Annotated in this window: 12 protein-coding genes and 2 pseudogenes; 5 read left to right on the top strand and 9 right to left on the bottom strand. The window is 68.8% G+C overall.

Going from position 1 to position 19,572, the window contains the following annotated elements; all coding sequences use genetic code 11:
* Positions 1 to 319: 319 nt before the first annotated feature.
* Positions 320 to 2,443 (bottom strand): hypothetical protein, encoded by a 2,124-nt coding sequence (locus ABD811_RS00915; RefSeq protein ID WP_344939368.1) that lies wholly within the window; start codon positions 2,441 to 2,443, stop codon positions 320 to 322.
* A 110-nt stretch (positions 2,444 to 2,553) separates the two neighbouring features.
* Between ABD811_RS00915 and ABD811_RS43815 the strand changes: the two genes are divergently transcribed.
* From ABD811_RS43815 to dnaK, 3 genes and pseudogenes are all read left to right on the top strand, one after another.
* Positions 2,554 to 3,384 carry a TadE family protein gene (locus ABD811_RS43815; RefSeq protein WP_425549344.1) on the top strand — a complete coding sequence of 277 codons (831 nt, stop codon included), beginning with the start codon at positions 2,554 to 2,556 and terminating at the stop codon, positions 3,382 to 3,384.
* Positions 3,385 to 3,660: 276 nt separating this feature from the next.
* A pseudogene (locus ABD811_RS00910) lies at positions 3,661 to 4,419 on the top strand (serine/threonine-protein kinase); the annotation flags it as partial.
* A 126-nt stretch (positions 4,420 to 4,545) separates the two neighbouring features.
* A pseudogene (dnaK, locus tag ABD811_RS00905) lies at positions 4,546 to 6,294 on the top strand (molecular chaperone DnaK); the annotation flags it as partial.
* A gap of 1,115 nt (positions 6,295 to 7,409) precedes the next feature.
* On the opposite strand, the gene ABD811_RS00900 reads toward dnaK, so the two are convergent.
* From ABD811_RS00900 to ABD811_RS00860, 8 genes are all read right to left on the bottom strand, one after another.
* Positions 7,410 to 9,029 carry a glycoside hydrolase family 27 protein gene (locus ABD811_RS00900; RefSeq protein WP_344939366.1) on the bottom strand — a complete coding sequence of 540 codons (1,620 nt, stop codon included), beginning with the start codon at positions 9,027 to 9,029 and terminating at the stop codon, positions 7,410 to 7,412.
* A 214-nt stretch (positions 9,030 to 9,243) separates the two neighbouring features.
* On the bottom strand, positions 9,244 to 10,689 hold the full coding sequence (locus ABD811_RS00895; RefSeq protein WP_344939364.1) for a non-reducing end alpha-L-arabinofuranosidase family hydrolase: 1,446 nt from the start codon (positions 10,687 to 10,689) through the stop codon (positions 9,244 to 9,246).
* Positions 10,690 to 11,202: 513 nt separating this feature from the next.
* Positions 11,203 to 11,466, bottom strand: a complete 264-nt coding sequence (locus ABD811_RS00890) for a hypothetical protein (protein ID WP_344939362.1) — start codon at positions 11,464 to 11,466, stop codon at positions 11,203 to 11,205.
* A gap of 493 nt (positions 11,467 to 11,959) precedes the next feature.
* Positions 11,960 to 12,268 carry a hypothetical protein gene (locus ABD811_RS00880; protein ID WP_344939360.1) on the bottom strand — a complete coding sequence of 103 codons (309 nt, stop codon included), beginning with the start codon at positions 12,266 to 12,268 and terminating at the stop codon, positions 11,960 to 11,962.
* A gap of 184 nt (positions 12,269 to 12,452) precedes the next feature.
* Positions 12,453 to 12,653 (bottom strand): hypothetical protein, encoded by a 201-nt coding sequence (locus ABD811_RS00875; protein WP_344939358.1) that lies wholly within the window; start codon positions 12,651 to 12,653, stop codon positions 12,453 to 12,455.
* Positions 12,654 to 13,170: 517 nt separating this feature from the next.
* Entirely contained in the window at positions 13,171 to 14,265 is a 1,095-nt protein-coding gene (locus ABD811_RS00870) for a serine hydrolase domain-containing protein (RefSeq protein WP_344939356.1), read from the bottom strand.
* A 178-nt stretch (positions 14,266 to 14,443) separates the two neighbouring features.
* Positions 14,444 to 14,965 (bottom strand): carboxymuconolactone decarboxylase family protein, encoded by a 522-nt coding sequence (locus ABD811_RS00865; protein ID WP_344939355.1) that lies wholly within the window; start codon positions 14,963 to 14,965, stop codon positions 14,444 to 14,446.
* A 251-nt stretch (positions 14,966 to 15,216) separates the two neighbouring features.
* Positions 15,217 to 16,680 carry an MFS transporter gene (locus ABD811_RS00860; RefSeq protein ID WP_344939353.1) on the bottom strand — a complete coding sequence of 488 codons (1,464 nt, stop codon included), beginning with the start codon at positions 16,678 to 16,680 and terminating at the stop codon, positions 15,217 to 15,219.
* A 907-nt stretch (positions 16,681 to 17,587) separates the two neighbouring features.
* On the opposite strand from ABD811_RS00860, the gene ABD811_RS00855 reads away from it, so the two are divergent.
* Both ABD811_RS00855 and ABD811_RS00850 read left to right on the top strand, forming a co-directional pair.
* Positions 17,588 to 18,544: an NAD-dependent epimerase/dehydratase family protein gene (locus ABD811_RS00855; RefSeq protein WP_344939351.1), complete on the top strand. Its 957-nt coding sequence runs from the start codon at positions 17,588 to 17,590 to the stop codon at positions 18,542 to 18,544.
* A gap of 71 nt (positions 18,545 to 18,615) precedes the next feature.
* Positions 18,616 to 19,500 carry an RNA polymerase sigma-70 factor gene (locus tag ABD811_RS00850; protein WP_344939349.1) on the top strand — a complete coding sequence of 295 codons (885 nt, stop codon included), beginning with the start codon at positions 18,616 to 18,618 and terminating at the stop codon, positions 19,498 to 19,500.
* Positions 19,501 to 19,572 lie beyond the last annotated feature (72 nt).

The following is a 19,572-nucleotide window of genomic DNA, read 5'->3' as shown; positions in this document are numbered from 1 at the left end:
GGAGGTGCTGGCGATGTCGACGACCAAGGGAAACCCCTGGCTGTCGGTGAGGTCTCGGTGGCCTCGGCGAGTGCAGCGGTGACTGACTGTCCCAGTTCGTACAGCAATTGTGCAGAACCAGTCGGCATTCCTGGCGGTGGCGAACGGCTTGCTTCGGTGAGGCGGCCTCGGCGCAGCCGGGTTGGATATGGGCGGCCTTCTTCGGGGGAGCGCGGCGGCAGTCTCGGACTCCCTGCGAGTTTTCTGGGATGGGAGCCGGCGTTGGCGGTGGCGTTCGACCTGGCCGGGGCCGGCTCACTACTTCGCTTTCACATTCTGGCTATGGCCGGCATCCCGGCCGCAGGCAGCGGGTGAGATGCAAGGCGTTCGAGTACGGACTCATGTCGCTCCACAGCACCCACGGGCGTCCGTCGCCGTCGACGGTGACCTCGAGCCGTCCCGGATCGTGCCGCAGCGGGGCGATCGGCACCATGGTGCGACGGGCGCACGCCGCGTCGTGGCAGGTGATGAGCAGCACCCGGCCGCGGTCCAGATCGTAGGTGGCCACGACGGGCAGGCCGGCGGGGCTGAGAGCCAGCGCCGGCCAGGGGCGCAGGACGTCGGGGCCGGTGAGCGTCACCGCTTGGTTCCGTGCGCAGTCGGTGTCCTGGCAGCGCAGCAGCCGGGCGGCGCCGCTGCGGGCGTCCCGGTAGGTCAGCACTGGGCGATCGTCGGCGGTGACGGCCAGGTCGACGCCGTTCCTGTGCGGACGATCCAGGAGCGGGTGATCCTGTTGAGGCGCCACGACCTTCCTGCGCGAAGGGGCGCGGCAGTCGGCGTCCGGGCAGCTGACCAGTGTGACCGCGCCCGTCCAACGGTCCTGGTGCGCGATGATCGGCCGACCCGACCGGCCGACGGCCACCGCCAGCGACCGGCTGTCGACCATCGCATGGTCGTAGGCCAGCCGCGTCGACCACAGCTGCCGTGGCCGGGCGCACCGGACGTCCGCACAGTGGATCAGCCGCAGCAACTGCGGGGTGAAATCGCCGCGACCGTCGAAGGCGGCACCGGTCGCGGCGATCACCAGGCCGTTGCCCGACCGGGCGGCGGCTGCCGCGTGGGTGAAGGCCTCTGACCCGGCCCGGGCCACGATCGGGGCGTCGTCCACGTCCTGGCAACCGTCCACGGTGCAACGCACCAGCCGCAGCACCCGGGGCCGTGAAAGCGGTTCGGTGCGGGCTTTGCGATCGATCGCCCAGGCCGCCACGGCGACCGAACCGTCCGGCAAGGTCGCCGACCCCACCTGGGTGCTCTCGACCGCCTTGCCGATCGGTTCGAACGGTGTGCCGTTCGCGCAGGACCGGTCTTCGCACGCCTGCGCGACGAAACCTGCGTGAGTGGACTCCGCCACGAGCAGCGGGCGGTCTCGGTTGCCGAGATGGAGGGTGATCGGATACCCGGTCACCGAACTGGTGACCCTATGGTCGGCCACGCGGGTCAAACGCATGGGATTGACCGACAGGTAGCCGCCGTAGGCCAGGCCGGGCACCGCCACCGCCGCGGCCAGCGCTCCGGCCGTCACCACCGCCCGGGTCGGCGAGACCTGCGGCGGTGTCCTGGATGGCAGCCGGGTCGCCAGCGCATCCAGGTCCACAGGGCGGTAGCGCTCGTTGGCGTGCTGCACTGGCGGATACCAATGGTTCAGCGACGCCACCGCCAGGACCGTGCCCTGCACCACCGTCGCCAGCACTCCGACCGTGCCCATCAGGACGGCCTCGATCGTCGTGGCGGCCACGCCCTCCCAAGGCGACAACACCCACCGCGCGCCCACCACCAGGGCGCCTGGTGCCAGGACGCAGCCGACCATCACCACGAGGCACGCCCGGTAGCGGCGATGCCGCGTTGCGGTGAACGCGCGCCGTATCGCGGCCACCGGGCCCAGCCCCTCCAGTACTGCGAGTGGTACCGCCCACGCCAGCCAGCAACTCGCCAGCCCCGGCGCGGCCATGGCCGCCACCGCCGCCCACAACTCCCCGCCCGCGTAGATCACCGCGACACCCGCGGCCACCGTCACCAGCGAGATCACCGACCCGATCACGAACAGCACGACCAGGGCAGGAAGACGTCTTGCAGCCGCCCTCAGGGCGGACGCGGCCTCGACAGCACGTTCAAGCAGCACACCCGCGGCGACGACGCTCACCGCCGCCACCGCGACCAGTTGGACGATCACTCCCAGCAGCACCACGGCCGCCGCCGTCCACACCAGGCGCGGTGTCGTCGTCAACGGTGTGAGAGCACCATTGACGATCAGGGCGTCGTCTCCGACGACGGCGACGACCACCACCTCGCCCACGATCGCGGCTGGGACCACGAGCATCAGGACGGGCAGGCTCAACGCGGCCAGGTGCCGGGCCACCAGACGCCCGGCGAGCGCCAGCACACCCACGACGGCGTACTCACACACCGGTGCCGTCGCCCCCGCGGGCAGCCCGGTGAACGACCTCGCCCCGCCCAAAACGGTCCCCGGACGAGAAGACAGCACCCCATTGTTCAGCCGGTCTTCGCTATCCAAGAATGACCATCCCTCATGCCGTCGTCACATGCTGCAGCATGTCGCCCCGAGTCGTGTCGGGATCGATTTTTCAGGGAGTCGATGCCCCGCGGGCGTGGTGTCCACTGTCGGACACCTCATGGCCAGAGATCGGTCGTCCCCTTCCTTGGCCGACCGGCCTTCGACACGCATCTGCGTCGCGCCCCCCGCCGCAACAACCCGCCTCCACAGCTTTTGGTCACCAAAGGACATCACAGCCCACCTGGCCCCAGACGACGCCACGATGCCCGCCGCCGTGGCCGCCGCTTACCGGGCGGCCGGGCGGCCATAGGGGCGCGCTGTCAGTTCATGGCGCCCAGTACCGGTGCCGCCGTGGGGACAACGAGCGAACATGGCGGATCGTGATCAAGATGGGAGTTCATGTCGGTGGGATCACAACCATTGGCACATGCCCGCAATCCCCATCGGCGACGTCTACCGCGTCCCGGTGGGCTAGCCGCCCGCCCGCCCGTCGTAGCGACAACCTGGCCCGTACGCAGTTTGGTGCGGGCCAGGCGCGGGATGCGGGCAACGCGGTGGTGGAGACCGCGATCCTCGCACCGGTGTTCATAACGCTTCTCACTGGGCTGCTCATGGTGATGCGGGTGATGCACGGCAGTGCTGTCGTCGCGCAAGCCGCCGCCTATGCTGCGCAGCAAGCGTCCATCGCCCGCACCGCAAGTCAGGCGCGGGCCGAGGCGAACATCAGCGCGATGCACGCCTTGCGAGACCGGTCTGCACTGCACGCCGCCCGTCCGACTTGGTCTGTCCGGCTTCAGTCGTCGGCCGGATGGCCACGGTGTCCTTCCAGGTGATCTGCGTCATTCGGCTCGGTGACGTCGGACTACCCGGGATGCCTGGTGCCCGGACGGTCACCAGGACCCATCTGTTTCCGTAACGGCGCCTCACGGCAGGTCGAAGGTGCGCATTTCTTCAGCAAGCTCGGCGTCGCGGGTGAGGTCTGTCCCATCCGCACAGTTCGTTCTCGGCATCCCGAGTTAGTGAGCTCAGGGGCGGCGCCTGGTCACTTCTCGTAGATTGGGAATGGGTCTTGGTCATGCCGGAGGTGCTGGTTGCTGGTTGCGGGTGCGATGGTGGCGGGCCGGTACCGGGTGTTGGAACTGCTCGGTGAGGGCGGCATGGGCCAGGTCTGGCGCGGGGAGGACGTTCGGCTGGAACGGGTGGTGGCGGTCAAAGTGCTGCTGCCGCACTTGTTGCACGGCCAGGCCCGTGAACAGGCGTTGGCGCGGTTTGAGCGGGAGGGCAGGGCCGCGGCGCGGTTATCGCACCGCAACATCGCCGCGGTCCACGACGTCGGCGAATACAACGGCCAGCCCTACCTGGTTCTGGAATATCTGCACGGCCGTGACCTGAAGAGTCTGCTGCAGGAGTTCCCCCGCGGGCTGCCGGTCGAGGACGCGCTGAGCTATGGCGTCCAGACGGCCGACGGGCTGGCGGCCGCGCATGCGGTGGGGGTCGTGCACCGGGACGTCAAGCCGGCCAACCTCATGCTCGGCGACAACGGGACGGTGAAGATCTGCGATTTCGGGATCGCCCGGCTGCACGGCGCCACGGACGGCCTGACCGCCGGTGCCACGATCGGCACGCTGGCGTACATGGCGCCCGAGCAGTTGTCGGGCCAGGACATCGACCACCGCACCGACCTGTACGCACTTGGAGCGACCCTCTTCCACTTGCTGACCGGGCGTCACGTCTTCGTCGGCGATGACGCCCGTGCGGTGATCGCCCAGCACCTGACCGCGGCGCCGCCCGCCGCCCGCGCGTTGCGGCCGGATATTCCGATTCAGGTCGAGGAGTACCTGGGGGTTCTCCTGGCCAAGGAACCCGACCGACGGCCGGAGGACGCGACATCGGTGGCCGCGCGTCTGCGTGATCTGCGGCGCTTGTGCGGGGACGCCGAGCGAACTGCGGCGGGCGGCCGCGGCTGGTCCGCCCGTCCGAGCGGGGGACGTGCGATCGGCATCGACCTGGGGACGACCAACTCGGTGGTCGCGATTCTGGAAGGCGCCGAGCCCATTGTGATCGCGAATGCGGAGGGGGCGCGGACCACGCCGTCCGTCGTCGTCTTCGGCGAGAACGGCGAGGTCCTCGTGGGGGAGCCCGCAAAGCGCCGGGCCGTGACCGATGCCGGCCGCACCATCCGTTCGGTCAAGCGTGAGATGGGCACTGACCGGAAGACCGCCGTCGATGGCAAGGTCTTCGTTCCCCAGCAGATCAGTGCGCTGGTGCTGCAGAAGCTCAAGCTCGACGCCGAGTACCGTCTGGGCGAGAAGGTGACGGACGCGGTGATCACCTTGCCGGCCGGCTTCTCCGAACACCAGCGCCAGGCCGTCACGGAGGCCGGCCGGATCGCCGGCCTGAACGTGCTGCGCGTCATCGACGAGCCGACCTCGGCGGCGCTGGCCTACCACGCCCGGAATGAGACCGATGCCGTGATCCTAGTGTTCGATCTCGGTGGCGGTAGTTGCAGTGCCGCGGTGGTGGAGCTCGGCTGCGGCGTGGTCGAGGTGAAGGCCACCAGCGGTAACGGCCACCTGGGCGGGGACGACTGGGACAACGCGGTCGTCGACTGGGCGGTGGGCAAGTTCAAGACCGCCCACGGCATCGACCTGTCCAGGGACAAGGCGGCGCTGGAGCGGCTGCGCGAGGCCGGCGAGAAGGCCAAGATCGAGCTGTCCTCCGCCGGTGAGGCGCGGATCAACCTGCCCTACATCAGCAGTTCCGCCGAGGGCCTGCTGCACCTGGACGAGACGCTCACCCGTGCCGAGTTCCAGAAGATGACCGCCGACCTGCTGGACCGCTGCAAAGTTCTGTTGCACCAGGTGATCGACGACGCCGGGATCGGCGTGGACGAGATCGACCATGTGGTCCTCGTCGGCGGAGCCACACGGATGCCCGCGGTGTCCGGCCTGATCAGGGAGCTGACCGGCGGCAAGAACCCCAGCAGTGGCGTCGACCCCCACGAGGCCGTGGCGGCCGGTGCCGTCCTGCAGGCGGGAATCCTCCGGGGCGAGGTCATGGATTTCCTGCCGCTGCAGGTCGCCCCGCTGAGCCTGGGCATCGAGACCAACCGCGACGGGACGCTCGCCGCCGTGTCAGAAGGCGGGATTTTTCGCAAGATGATCGAACGTAACACCAGCATCCCGACCAAGCAGTCGGAGGTGTTCACCACCGCCGAGGACGACCAGCCGTCGGTGGAAGTCCACGTCTACCAGGGCGAGCGGGAGCTCGCCATGCACAACAAGAGGCTGGCCACCTTGCAGCTCACCGGACTGCCCCCGGTGCCGGGCGGCGTCCCGCAGATTCAGGTGACCCTAGACATCGACCCCAACGGCATCGTTGGCGTCTTGGCGGAAGATCTGGGCACCGGCGAGAAACGGTCGGCGGTCGTCACCGTAGGGTCGGCCTTGCCCGAGAACGACATCGAGCAGATGGCGCGCGAGGCTCGGTGGTACGCCGAGCAAAGCCGCCGGCGCAGGGAGGAGGCCGAGGTCCGTAACCAGGCCGACACCCTGGCCTACTCCACCGAGATGCTCCTGAGCGAGAACGGCGACATCGCCCCCGACGACCTCAAAAGGGAAGCCGAGGAGACGGTCGCCGAGGTCAAACGAAATCTAGAGCACGCCGACATCGGGACCATCCGCACCAGCGCCGAGAAGCTCGCCCGGGTCGGTCGGAAGCTGCGGGCCGTCGTACAGGCGCGACGTATCTAACGTTCATCGACGCACCAGAAGATCAGCCGCTACCGACCGCGTACGAACGCGTCGGTGTTGGCGGCCCGGAGCCTGCCGTACCAGCCGGGGCAGGCGGGCGCGCCGGTGCCCTGGGGCAGGCCGGCGTCGCGGTAGTCCGCACGAGCGGGTCGTCGGATGCGCTGGTCGCCGCCCGAGCAGAAAACATCCCCGGGTGACGGATCTCCAGGCAGCCGTAATGCCCATCGGAGCGCAGGAACTCGCCGCCGGTCAGGGGAGACGATCCAGGTCATGCGGGTCGCCCGGCTCATCGGTGGTGATGTGTGCCCGGTACTTGTGGTCCTTCAGGTTGAACCAGATGCGGAAACGCGTGCCGTGAGGTGCTTGGAAGAGTGGACCCGTGCTCCAGTACGGCGAGCAGGTGCGATGTGGCCTGCAGGATCCTGGCGCGGAAGTCCTCGAAGGCGCCTCCGTCGGCTTGCACCACGTAGACGAAGCCCAGCTTCTCCAGTGGCGGTATGTAGGGAGGCGGGGGAGGGGCGGCGATGAGCGCGGCCGGCGCCCGGTAGGCGGCGAGGTATGCGACAGGTCGCTCCAGATCCATGGGCCGTTCAGTTCTCGTTGCCCGCGTCATGGTGGCGATCTCGTCCGCCCGGCCCGGCCGGGGCCGCGGGGCGTTGGAGAGGGGTATGGGCCCGTGCAGTCGCCAAGCCGTGCGCGCTGGCGCGGCCGAGGACCCACTGCCAGGGCTTGGACCCGATCGGCGCGCAGGGCCGAGTACGCCATCCCGCTTGCCGCCGCTCCTCGACTGCGCACATGACGTCCTGCCCAGGGGCATCTCACCGTGAACGTACCGGTCTTCCTGGCTTCAGGGCTCGCACGGCGGCAGCGGCCGGAAAGCAAAGTGGGACAGATGGCAACTTTGTCGTGAAGTGTTCCAGGGGCGACACGAACCTCTGCACAAACCCCTGCCTATTCCGATCGGCGACGTCTACCGTGGGCGCGTTACCTGATTTGTCATTCGCTCGTGGTGATGGCCCGCGGTGGGACCAGTCGGCGGTGGACCTTGGGCACCACCTGGGTCTGGGCGGTCCCTTGAGGATCGCCCAGACCAGGCGAGAAGACGTTCAGATGCGGGTCCACCTTTGGTTGACGGCACCGTTGCACGTCCAGATCTGGACGTAGACACCGTTGGCCGTTGAGTTGCCGGGTACGTCCAGGCACTTGTTCGCGCCGACGGCGGTGATGCTTCCGTCGGAGTTGAGGCGCCACTTCTGGTTGTTCTGGCCGTTGCAGTCCCAGATGATCACGCTGGTTCCGTCGGCGGTGCCGTTGTTGTTCACGTCGAGGCACTTGCTTCCGTAGACCCGCAGTTCACCGGCCGCCGTGGAGGTCCACTGCTGGTTGCTCTGACCGTGGCAGTCCCAGATCTCCACCCGCGTTCCGTTGGCCTGGGAAGCTCCGGTGACGTCGAGGCATTTTCCCGACCCTGCGCCCTGGATCTGGGACACGGGGTTGGGTGTTCCGCCGCTGACCCGGTACACGACGGTGCCGTGAGAAGGCACGCTCGCCGAGATGGCCCCGGTGGTCGAGGTGACGGCGTTCGTCCATGCGTCACGGAGGCTGAAGGAGTTGCCGGACAGACCGATCGCCGAGGCGGTGGTGCTGATCGTCGTCGTGCTGCCGCCCTGGTTGAACAGCGCGACCGCGACGTCGCCGTTGCTCAGCCGTTTGGCCAGGACGCGGCGGGTGCCGTCGTTGCTGATCTGGGTCGCTTGAAGGCCGAGCGGGTCCTGGTTGATGGCGATCAGATTCGGGTTCTTCAGGATCGTGGCGGTCGCGGCGTCCATGTTCCTTATGTCGTTTCCCGCGATCAGCGGCGCGGCCATGATGGCCCACAGGGCGAAGTGGCTGCGCATCTCGGTGTCGGTCATGCCGCCCCGGCCGACCACCATCATGTCGGGGTCGTTGAACTGGCCCGGCTTGGCGTAGCCCGACAGGGGCACGTTGACGTTGACGATGTTCTGGATGCCCATCGGGTAGCCGTTGGTCTGACCGGAGTTCCAGACGTTGGTGATGTCCTCGGTCGTGCGCCAGATGTTGGCGACGTCACCCCAGTTCCGCTGCGGGCCGGTCTTCTCGTGGATGCTGTTGGGGTTGATGCTGTAGAGGATCGGCCGACCGGTGGCCGCCAGGGCGTCGCGCATCTTCGCGAAGGTGCGTACCTGGTCGTCGATGGTGCCGGTGGGAGAGCACCAGTCGTACTTGAGATAGTCGACGCCCCAGGCGGCGAACTGCCGGGCGTCCTGGACCTCGTGGTTGAGACTGCCGGTGGCACCCGGATAGGACCCGAAGTACTGGGCGCAGGTACGGTCCAGGGGCGCTTGGTAGAGACCGAACTTCAGATCCCTGGCGTGCAGGTAGTCGCCGAGCGCCTTCATGCCGCTCGGGAATCTCGACGGATTGGCCCGCAGGTTGCCGGCCGAGTCGCGGTTGGGATCGAACCAGCAGTCGTCGACCACGACGTACTGATATCCGAGGTCGCGCATGCCGGAGCTGACGAGCGCGTCGGCCGTCTGCTGGATCAGTGTCTCGTTGATGTTGCAGCCGAACGTGTTCCACGTGTTCCACCCCATCGGCGGGGTGCGGCCCACGCCGTTGTCCAGCGCTTGAGCCTGGGGGGCGGGGCTGAGCGCCACGGCCAGGGCCACCATGGTCAGCAGCGCGCGGATTCGTTTCCTGCTCATGGAGATCTCTCCGCAGTGATTCGAAGGCCGGGTTCCATGGGGTGGCCGGCCACCCCATGGAACCCGATGCCCAGGGCTCAGACGACCGTCGTGGCCGCGCTGCGGTCGGCGACAAGGCCGAGGGTCGTCCTGTCTACGGTGACCTGGGCGGGCTCCGCCTTCCGCCGAGCCCGCCACGCCGGGTCCGCACCGGAGCCGGACCCGTGTCACGCCGTCAGCGCTGCAGTGTCAGCAGACCCGGCCGGTAGGGCAGGAGGCCGTAGTCGCCGCCAGAGTTGGGGCTGCGCCCCTGGTAGAGCAGCTGCAGATTGCAGGGGTCGACGGTGAAGGTCTGATCGGCGCTGGTGCGGATCAACTCGCCATGGCTGATGTCGTTGGTCCAGGTGGCGCCGCTGTTGGCCTTGCCGGCGAAGGGGTTGCTCTCGGTGGCGGCCTGCGGTGTCCACGAACCGTTCAGACTGGTGGCCGTGAACGAGCGGAAGTACCGACCCTGCGAGCCGATCGCCTCGACGATCATGAGGTAGCGGTTCTGGCCCTGGAGCTTGTAGACCTGAACGGCTTCGAACAGGTTGTTCGTCGTGTCGCTCATGATGACTGTCGAGTTCGTGCCGAAACTGCCCGGGAAGTTGCCGATCGGCATACTGGCCCGGTAGATCTTGCCGTTGTCGCCGGCGAAGAACAGGTACATGTTCGTGCTGTCTGCGATGAGCGTCTGGTCGATGGGTCCTGTTCCGGAGCCGGTGATGCTTCCGGAGAAGAGCACCTGCTCTGATGACCAGCCGTTCGGGTTGGTGGGGTCGCTCGACGTCCGGTAGGAGAAGGCGGTCCTACCCCATTGGTAGGCGAGCACCCAGATATTCTTCGGCGCGAAGTAGAAGAGCGTGGGCGCGACGGTGGAATTCGACATCGTGTTCTGGCTGGCCGAGGCCATCTCCGACCAGTTGGTGAACAGGCCGAAGTTCATCGAACCCCATCTCGTCCCCGTGTCGTGCGTCGTCGCATAGACGAGATGCCTGCCGTTGTAGGGCGCGACGGTGAAGTCCTTGAGCGAGACCCACCCCGACTTGGGCTGCGCCAGCGGGCCCGTTGACGTCCAGCGGTATGTCGACGGGAGATCGCACGGGGCAGTAGGGCCGCCGCCCCCGACCGGGACGAGCTGCCACTGCTGGTTGTCGCCGCCCCAGTCGTCGTACTGGACGATGTTCGCGTTGTCGGCGGTGGAGCCGCCTTGTACTTCGAGGGCCTTGTTGCTGTGGCGCGCGACGAACCTCACGTAGCCACCTGGGCTGTCGACCAGCCGCCACTGCTGGTTGGTGCCGTTCAGGTCCGCCCACTGGACGATCGAGCCGCCGTTGGCGGTGGAGAAGTTGTGGACGTCCAGCACCTTGCCGGAGTGGCGGGACTTGATGCGGTAGTAACCGTCGCCGGAGTCGACGAACTGCCACTGTTGCTGGTTCTGATCGTTCCTTGTCCACTGGGTGATGCGGGCGCCGTCGTTGGTCGCCAGGTTGTAGACGTCCAGGGCCTTGCCGCTGTTGCGGTTGACCAGGACGTACCACTTGTTCACATCCACTGTCGCGGCCTGGGCGGTCTGTGTGTTCGTCACGGACAGGAGCACCGACAGCAGGAGCGATGCCAGCACCGCACCGATCCTCAACATGAACTTCCTCCTTTCGGTCGGCGTGAGTGTTAGCGCTAACATTTTTGGCCGAATGGGACCTTCTCTCTCCAAGGGTGATCGGGGGGCGGTGGTAGCCGGAGTAAATACGAGGCAGAGCGACATCGTCAAGGGCCCCGGACCGTCGAAAAGTTTCGAGCGCAGGCCGGCTGCTAGATCGCGTATGCAACCCGGTGGCTGGATATAGGCGTTGAAATATTCGTGACTATTGACGGGGGCTGGGAGGGGTCGCACACTGAGTCCGCGGCCGCCCTGGCGGTGTGCACGTTCCCGGCGATGGAGCGCGGCGTCTGTTGCACGGGCTGTGTTCCGTGCTTCCATCCTTCGTTCGTGGGGGCAGACGTGCGTACGAGCGCCATGTCGAGGTGCGGGCTCCGAAAGCGAGCCCTCGTCGCAGGCGTTCGGGGTGCTCGGCGCGACCGTCGCTCTGGTGGCATCGGCTCCGTCTGCTGCCGCGGCGAGCACGCTGGGCGCTGGGACGGCGCAGAGCGGCCATTACTTCGGCACCGCCGTCGCCTCGGGCAGGCTCAACGACTCGGCGTACACCACGACCGCGAACCGCGAGTCGCCGCCGGTGTAGAGGCTGCGGTCCTGCTTCCTCGCCGCCGTGATCGCCACGGCCGATGAACGATGACCGTCCTCGCGTACATAACCGCTCTGATCACGGTGTGGTGCGTCGGCCGATCCGAGGAGTGCGCCGAACTCGTCGCCTGCCTTGCCCGGCCGGATCGGCTTCTCCACCGGCGCGGTCTGCGACATCAGCGGCGCACCCGCGCCACCTACTGATCCGACGCAGCCCGGAAGGCCAGGACCCCCACACGGTCGGCACCGGACGGTGAAAGCGCGCCTCGCTTGTCACGTGACCAAGCCCCCTGATGGCCCAGGTGCGGGTGGCCGCCCGGGCGGCGGGCGTCCACGCACCCGCCCGGGCGCTCCTGGGGACAAGGGCTACTCCGCCCGCCGTATCCGCGCCTGGCTGCGTCGGCGCCGCATCAACACGATGATCCCCGAACGCCGCGACCAGCGCGCCAGCCGCGTCCGCAGGGGCAGTCACGCGGCGGCCGTCCACCGGCCTTCGACGCCGAGCTCTACAAACTCCGCAACGTGGTCGAACGCTGCTTCAACCGGCTCAAGCAGTTCCGCGCCATCGCCACCCGCTTTGACAAGCCGGCCAGCCGCTACCGCTGTGGCGTGCTACTGGCCAGCCTGATCATGTGGCTCCGCCACCACGAATTATCAGGCGCGGCCCAGGTCAGTCTTCGCCGCGATACGCCCGCAGTTCGCGGCGTGCCTGGCGGCGGCTGCGGCGGCGGTCTTCGCGCCGGGTGCCCTGGCAGTCCCGGTTGCAGCTCTTGGTGAGGCACCCGAACGCGAACGCATAAGAGGCGGAGGGGCCCCAGTAACAGCCGCTTGTGCGGCGGCTCAGCGATGCGCTCTCGGCGGTGATCTCGTCCGGCAGCGTGCACGGCCCGAACCGGTGGTCATGTACGGGCACGCAGGTCACCATCGGCGCGTCAGCCATCCGAACCCACCATGGCCGGGTCCTGTCGGTCTTGCTCATACGGTCACCTTTCGGCTCCGTGACGCCCCGGGATTGGGGCTGTCGTAAGACCGGGTGCACCGTGATCACCTCCTACTTACTGCGCGATAGACCGACATGAAAAGAGAAAACCTGTTTCCGAGGTTATCTCTAACCGCAGGAGCACGCGAGTTCCTGCGACTCCGCGCAGCCATATGAAGCCCCGTCATGGCGTCCTATATCGGCTCTGCGCCGCGCGCACGGCGAACCACAACGACGTGGGGCCGCAACGCACGATCACCTCCTTTCGCTCACGCAGTGCGGTCCAGGTCGAAGTGCGCGCGTCGTACAGGAAGGCCCAGTGCGGATACATCCGACGAAGCTGCCACAGAGTCACCGCGTCGTCGGCCGCGCGGTCGTCGCTCACCGTTCACACTGGTGCGTGCGGCCGGGACCCGGCACCTTCGGGGGCAAGCGGGAGCTGTGCGTGGCGGCGTTGCGCCGGTATGTCGAGCAGCGGTCCCGGCCGGTGCTGGACGCGCTGGCCGTCGACGACCGCGGGATAGTGGTGGTCGCCGAATTTCTTCGACCGGCTGATCCAGGCCCGTTGCGAGGGGCCGCACGCCCGCTGGGGCCGCATGGTGTCCAATGCCCCCGCCGGGGCCGGCCTCGGTTCCGGCGCCGAGGGCCCCGACGGCGAGGACGCGCAGGTACGCCTGGTGTTGGAGGAACATCACGCGTGGCTGCGGGCGGCCATGACCGCGGCGTTGGAGACCTCACGGTCCCGGTCGCAGCTGCGGCCCGGCGTGGAGGTGGAGGCCACTGCGGATGTGCTGGCCCACGGGGGTGAGTGTACGAACTCGCTTGGCTGGCCCCCCATCGGCCCAGTTCCCTCCGAGTAGGTGGGCTAATCGGTCAAGGTTGTTGCGGGGTGGCTGAGATGCTCAGTCTTCGCCCACGACGGCCAGGTCGTCACCCAGGGCTGCGGCGATCCGGGCGGCGCGGGAGTGATCGTCCAGTTGGCGGGTGAGGTAGGCGCAGGCGTGGTGGTGTCGGAGGGACCACCAGGCGGCGGAGCCTCCGATGCCGCCCTTGGCGATCTTTCCTTTGTCGCGTACGAAGCCCAGCGTCCAGGTGATCCGGGTGCCGAAGACCTCGTCGTAGTCGGTGACTTGGGAGGTGAGGAGTTCGGTGTGCAGTTGCGGTCCCAGCAGTTGGCGTACCGGTCCGTCCTCGCTGGTGAGGTGGGAGAAGAACGCCGCCATCGCGCTTGCCGTCGTGTGCATGTTCACCGCGCCGAACACCGCCTGACGCCAGGCCCGGGAGTTCGTCCGCCCCGTGTCCAGGGCACCGTCGGGTATGGCGAGCCAGGGGGCGGCATGGAGCTGCTGTGGCCAGTCGGGGTGCGCGTACTCGAGGTCGGCGACGCGGTCCAGCTCCTGGTCCGGTATCCCGAACCAGGCGTCGAGGTCCAGCGCGGGCCGTACGACGTCGTTGAACATCGCCCCCAGCGTCGTCCCGGCGGCGGCTCGCAGGATGCCGTCGACCAGGTGGCCGTAGGTCAGTGCGTGCTCCCCGAGTGACGTCCCGGGAACGTACTCCGGTGCCGCCTGCGCGAGGCTGACCCGCAGGCCGGCGTCGTCCAGCAGGTCCAGGTTCGCGGCTTCGGCTGGGAAACGCGGCTGGCCCGCCTGGTGGGTGAGCACCTGACGCAGGGTGGTCCGTTCCTTGCCGCGGACCCCGTACTCCTTCCAGTACTCGGCGATCGGGTCGTCCAGCGCCAGCGCACCCTCGCGGACCGCGACCAGAGCCGCGAGCGTGACGAACGACTTCGACAGGGAGTACGGCATGACGAGGGTGTCGTCGCGCCACGGACGGCTCCGTCCGGCATCGGCCCAGCCCGCGTTCAGGCGGACGACCTCGCGGCCCTCCCGCCAGACCGACAGACCCGCCCCGGTCTCCAGCCCGCTGTCCACCAGCTGCTGGAAGACTCGGTACACCTCTTCGTATCCGTCCGCAGCGAATCCTTCAACGTTCATCGTGCCCGCTTCCTCCGTCGCTGGTACCCGTGTGCCCGGTGCTCCGCCCCGCCGGAGCCGGTCAACCGCAACACCGGCCGCAGCGCAATCGCCCTCATGGACCTCGCCGCGACCCACAGGATTGTACCCCCCACGGGTATATTGCCGCATGGGATGGACATGCCCCTCAGTTCAGACGTCACTGACGGGCTGGTTCGAGGCCGGCGACGAGGTTGAAGGCGCCGGTGAGCAGGTTGAGGCTGACCAGGCCGGGGATTTCGGCGATGACGCGGTCGCTCCAGCCGTGAGCGCGGAGCAGGGTGATGTCGTCGCCGGTCAAGGAGGCGGGTTCGGTCAGCACGCGTACGGCGAAGGCTATGAGTGCCGCCTCGCGGGCGTCGGTCGCGGTGCCCTGCCGGGCCAGGGCGATGTCGGTATCGGTCAATCCTGCGGCTCGGCCGGCTTCGGTGTGGGCGGCAAGGCAGAGGCCGCAGCCGATCTGCTCCTGTACCGCGAGGGAGATCTTCTCGCTCAGGGCTCGGGGGATCTTGGTGCGCTTCATCGCGCGGGAGAGGTCGAGGTAGCCCTGCAGCAGGGCGGGCGAGTGCGCCATGGTGCTGACCATGGGGCCGACGGATCCGTGGCGGCCGATGATGTCGTTGAGGATGTCCCTGGACTTGGCGGGGGCTTCCTCCGGGGTCAGCGCTGGCAGGTTCGACACGGGGTCACTCCTTGGGGACGTGGTCGGCGTTGATCGACGAGGTCGGTGGAGTTGCCTTATCGGCGGGAATCGGTCCGAGGCTGTGGGAACGCTGAGGAGGTGTCGGTGAGCGCGGCGTCCAAGGCCCAGCGGACGGCGCGCCGTTCCGCCGGCGAACGTAGGACCCGCGTGGGGACGGATGTCGGTTTCGGCATGGATGTTCTCCCCATGAGACCGGGGGCCGCTGGGTGCGGCCCCCGGGCTGTCGGCGGTCAGCGGCCTGCCTTGCTGCCGCGTTCCGCCGGACGTCTGGCCGGGGACGACGGCTCGGGCTCGGGGCGGGGGGACCGCAGCGTGACGGCGGCCAGCACCGCTCCGGCCAAGGCGATGAGACCGGCGCCGAGGAAGGCGGCGGAGAAGCCGTCGGTGAGCGCGGGCAGGTTCCCCAGCTCGTCGGCGCCCTGGGAGGCGGCAATGGCGGTCATCGCTGCCAGGCCCAGTGCCGAGCCGACCTGGTAGCTGGTGTTGACGATGCCGGAGGCCAGGCCGCCCTCCTCGGGACGGGCCGAGGAGATGGCCGTGCCCAGGGAGGGGATGAAGGCCAGCGACATGCCCAGCGCCGCCACCAGCGAGGCCGGCAGGACGTCGACCCAGAAGTTTCCGTCGGGCCGGACGAGCGACAGCCAGCCCATGCCCACCGCCAGCACGGCCAGGCCGGCCACGGTCATGGCCTTGGGGCCGAACCGGCCGATGGCGCGCGGCGCCAGGGTGATCATCCCGATCATGATCAGCACGGTCATCGGCAGCAGCGCCGCGCCGGAGGGGAAGGCGCTGTAGCCGAGCACCTGCTGCAGGTACAGGTTCAGGAAGAACCACATCGGAATCCATGCGCCGCCCAGCAGGAGCTGGGCGAGGTTGGCCGCGCCCAGGTTGGGCGTACGGAAGATCGACAGCGGCATCAGCGGCTCGCGGCGGGCCGCCTGGATCCCCAGGAACACCGCCAGCAGCACCAGACCGGCGGCCATCACACCCCAGGTCTGCGCCGACGTCCAGCCGACCTCCGGGGCGCGGACGATCGCGTAGACCACGGCGCCCAGGCCGAGGGTGACGGTCAGCGCACCCAGCACGTCCACCGAGCCGCGCGCCCCGGCGCCGCCGGCGGGCATCAGCATCGGCGCGGCGACCAGCGCCAGCACGGCGATCGGAATGTTGATGTAGAAGACCCAGGGCCAGGACACGTATTCGGTGATGACGCCGCCCAGGAAGACGCCGGCGGTGCCTCCGGCGGGGGCCGCCGCCCCGTACAGGGCCAGGGCCTTGGTGAGCTCGCGCGGGTTGGCGCCGAACAGCATCATCAGCAGGGTCAGCGCCGAAGGCGCGATGAGCGCCGCGCCCACACCCTGCACGGCGCGGCCGGTCAGCTCGACCGCCACGCTTCCGGCGGCTCCGGCCACGGCCGAGCCCACCAGCAGGATGACCCAGCCGGCGCCGAACAACCGGCGGGCGCCGAACAGGTCCGAAAGGCGGCCGCCCAGCAGGAGCAGGCCACCGAAGGCGACGACATAGGCGTTGAAGACCCAGGACAGGTCCTCCTGGGAGAACCCGAGGTCCTCCTGGATCCGGGGCAGCGCCACCCCGATGATCGAGGTGTCCATGATCACCATGAACTGCGCCAGGGCTATCAGCGCCAGCGCCCACCAACGGCGGGCGGCGGGCGCCGCGGACGAGGTAGACATGACCACTCACTCCCTACCGCTAGGGGGTATCGACTGCCAGGGAACGTACCCCTTGGGGGTATAGCTTCGCAAGTCCTGGCGGCGACGTGATTTCCGTGGTGGGGATCACGTGAGGGCTGCTGCGGTGTGGGTCATCTGGAGCAGCTGTGCCCGTGGGAGGGGCCCGCTGCGACGTGCGCATGTATGGAATGAATCCGGATGGCGCCGGTGGCTGCTCGGGCCGATGGTCCAGGGGCCTACGCATTGAGGGGGCCGGCTCGGCGCGTATCGCTGGGGGAGAAGGTGTCTCGTTTTGAGCCTGCCTATACCCCGTACCGGTGTATCCGACCGGGGAGTGGCGCGCCCCAGTCGGCGCCTGGCAAGCAGGACACCGTGATGCTCGGGGATCCACCGACCCCTTCGTCATCTTCCGGCTTCGCCATGAGGGTTGCCCTTGTGTCCGTCTGTGGCCCAAGGGCGCCCTCGCCGCCGTAGTCGGCGCGTTGCTCCCGCTCCAGGCATGTTCGCCGCTGGATGTACTCGGTCAGGGCGTTGACGACAGACGGGTGCTCGGCAGTCGGCCACCGAGTGTGGTGTGTGGGCGTTGGGGGGTGGCAGAACTTCAGCCAGGTGCCAGATGGAGGCGTTCCGAAGGCGGAACCACTGTTATGCTCGCGAACTCGCCGAGAAGGTCATCGGTGTTCTGCTGGCAGTCATCGGCGCTGGCGGCGCGTGCCGGACGGTGCCCCGGCTTGGGTCCCGCAGGGATTACTGCTCCTCTTGCCACTGTTCGCCGGTCATTTCGCCGTGCGCTGAGATTGTGATGTAGATCACTGCCTCGGTTGTCACGCTGAGAGGGCTTGCCCCGTCTGGTTGCCGTACGCGAGGTACTCCCGGCGCGGCCGCCGGGACGGACCAAGGAGTGATCATGCGAGTTCTCGTCGCGGGAGCCACCGGAGTGATCGGCGGCCAGATGGTGCCGCTGCTGTCGGCCGTGGGGCACGAGGTGCTGGGGCTGGTTCGGCCGGGAGGCGATACCGCCGCGCTGGAGGCGGCGGGGGCGCGGGTGGTGGTCGCCGACGCGCTGGACCGGGACGGGCTGCGCACCGCGGTGCGGCAGGCCGCGCCCGACGCGGTGGTGAACATGCTCACCGCGATCCCGGCCGAGATCGATCCCAAGCATCTGGCACGCGACTTCGCGCTGACCAACCGGCTGCGCACCGAGGGCACGAAGAACCTGATCGAGGCGGCGCCCGGAGCGCGATTGATCAGCCAGGGCCTGGCCTACGCCTACCAGCCCGGTGATGGCCTGGCCGACGAGGACGCCCCACTGTGGCGCACGGGCACGCCCAAGCAGTTCGCGTCCGTGCTGGACGCCCTGGTCGAGTTGGAACGCCTGACCACCCGGGCGGGCGGGCTGGTACTGCGGCTGGGCCACCTGTACGGGCTCGGCTCGATCTACGCCGCGGACGGATCGTTCGTCCGGCGGGTGCGGGCCGGGAAGGTGCCGCTGGTCGGCGGCGGCAACGCGGTGTTCTCCTTCACCCACGCCGACGACGTGGCGACCGCCGTCGCCGCCGCCCTGGACAAGCCCGACGTCACCGGCGTGCTGAACATCGTCGACGACCGGCCCGCGCCGCTGCGGGAATGGCTACCGGAGCTGGCCGCGATCCTGGGCGCCCCGGCGCCGAGGAAGGCGCCCGCCGCGCTGGCCCGGCTGGCGGTCGGGAGCTGGGGCGTGGCGTTCATGAACCGGCTGCGCGGCGCCGACAACTCCCGGGCCCGGCTGCGGCTGGACTGGCGTCCCCGCTACGCGTCGGTGACCGACGGGTTCGCCGCCGAGCTGGGCGGCCGGACAACCGGCGGAATGGCCCAGGCCGCGTGAGCGTTGTGCCCGCGCAACCCGCAGGCCCCGTCGCCGCGGGGCCTGCGACGGCCGAGCCCAGGGAGCCGAACATGACCAGTGGCGCACGGGACGGTGCCGTCGAGGTTTTCGAAGAGCACCGCCGGATCCTCCTCGGCCTGGCGTACCGGCTGCTGGGCAGCATGTGGGACGCCGAGGACGTGGTTCAGGAGGCCTACCTGCGCTGGACGAACACCGACCGGGAGCAGGTCCGCGAGCCCCGCTCGTTCCTGGTGACGGTCGTCACGCGACTGGCGCTCGACCAGTTGCGCTCCGCGCGGGCGTCCCGCGAGTCCTACACCGGTCCGTGGCTGCCCGAACCGGTGGACGCCCGGGCGTTCGGCCCGCTGGACACCGCCGAGCTGCGCGACACGCTCTCGTACGCGACACTGCACATGATGGAGCGGCTGTCGCCACCCGAACGCGCGGTGTTCGTGCTGCGCGAGGCCTTCGACCTGCCCTACGACGAGATCGCCGAGATCCTCGGCAGCCCGTCCGCGACCTGCCGGCAGTGGCATCACCGTGCGGTGGGACGCCTGGCCGAGGGCCGCGGCCGGTTCACGCCGGCCACCGGCGACCACACCGAACTCCTCAAGCGTTTCCTGGGCGCCGCGCAGAACGGCGACGTGACGGCGCTGGCGGAACTGCTGGCCGAGGACGCCATCGCCTACAACGACGGCGGCGGCAAGGTGCGCGCCGCCCTGCGTCCGGTCGTCGGCCGCGCCAAGGTGCTGGCGTTCGTGGCCGGGCTGATGTCCCGGTATCCGCTGGAGGAGGCCCGCCTGACCGAGGCCAACGGCGAGCCCGCGATCTGGACCGTGATCGGCGGCCAGCGACAGTTGGTCACCTTCGGCATCCGCGACGGACGCATCCAGCAGATCTTCAGCATCCTCAACCCCGACAAGCTGTCGAGCATCGACCCGGCGAACAAAGCATGACCGCTGCTGGGCGCTCTTCCCGAGTCGAGCCGGCGGTCATTTCTCCGACGCAAAAGGCACCATGAGGACGAC

This window comes from Actinomadura miaoliensis (assembly GCF_039536785.1).
Classification (GTDB): Bacteria; Actinomycetota; Actinomycetes; order Streptosporangiales; family Streptosporangiaceae; genus Spirillospora; species Spirillospora miaoliensis.
Note: the sequence above shows the minus strand (reverse complement) of the source record. Positions and strands in the feature narration are given on the sequence as shown.

Bases quoted from the DNA above. Each gene is read 5' to 3' on its own strand.
- ABD811_RS00895 (WP_344939364.1), bottom strand. From the start codon at position 10,689: ATGTTGAGGATCGGTGCGGTGCTGGCATCGCTCCTGCTGTCGGTGCTC.
- ABD811_RS00850 (WP_344939349.1), top strand. From the start codon at position 18,616: ATGACCAGTGGCGCACGGGACGGTGCCGTCGAGGTTTTCGAAGAGCAC.
- ABD811_RS00900 (WP_344939366.1), bottom strand. From the start codon at position 9,029: ATGAGCAGGAAACGAATCCGCGCGCTGCTGACCATGGTGGCCCTGGCC.
- ABD811_RS00880 (WP_344939360.1), bottom strand. From the start codon at position 12,268: ATGAGCAAGACCGACAGGACCCGGCCATGGTGGGTTCGGATGGCTGAC.
- ABD811_RS43815 (WP_425549344.1), top strand. From the start codon at position 2,554: ATGACCATCCCTCATGCCGTCGTCACATGCTGCAGCATGTCGCCCCGA.
- ABD811_RS00855 (WP_344939351.1), top strand. From the start codon at position 17,588: ATGCGAGTTCTCGTCGCGGGAGCCACCGGAGTGATCGGCGGCCAGATG.
- ABD811_RS00860 (WP_344939353.1), bottom strand. From the start codon at position 16,680: ATGTCTACCTCGTCCGCGGCGCCCGCCGCCCGCCGTTGGTGGGCGCTG.
- ABD811_RS00890 (WP_344939362.1), bottom strand. From the start codon at position 11,466: ATGTCGCAGACCGCGCCGGTGGAGAAGCCGATCCGGCCGGGCAAGGCA.
- ABD811_RS00870 (WP_344939356.1), bottom strand. From the start codon at position 14,265: ATGAACGTTGAAGGATTCGCTGCGGACGGATACGAAGAGGTGTACCGA.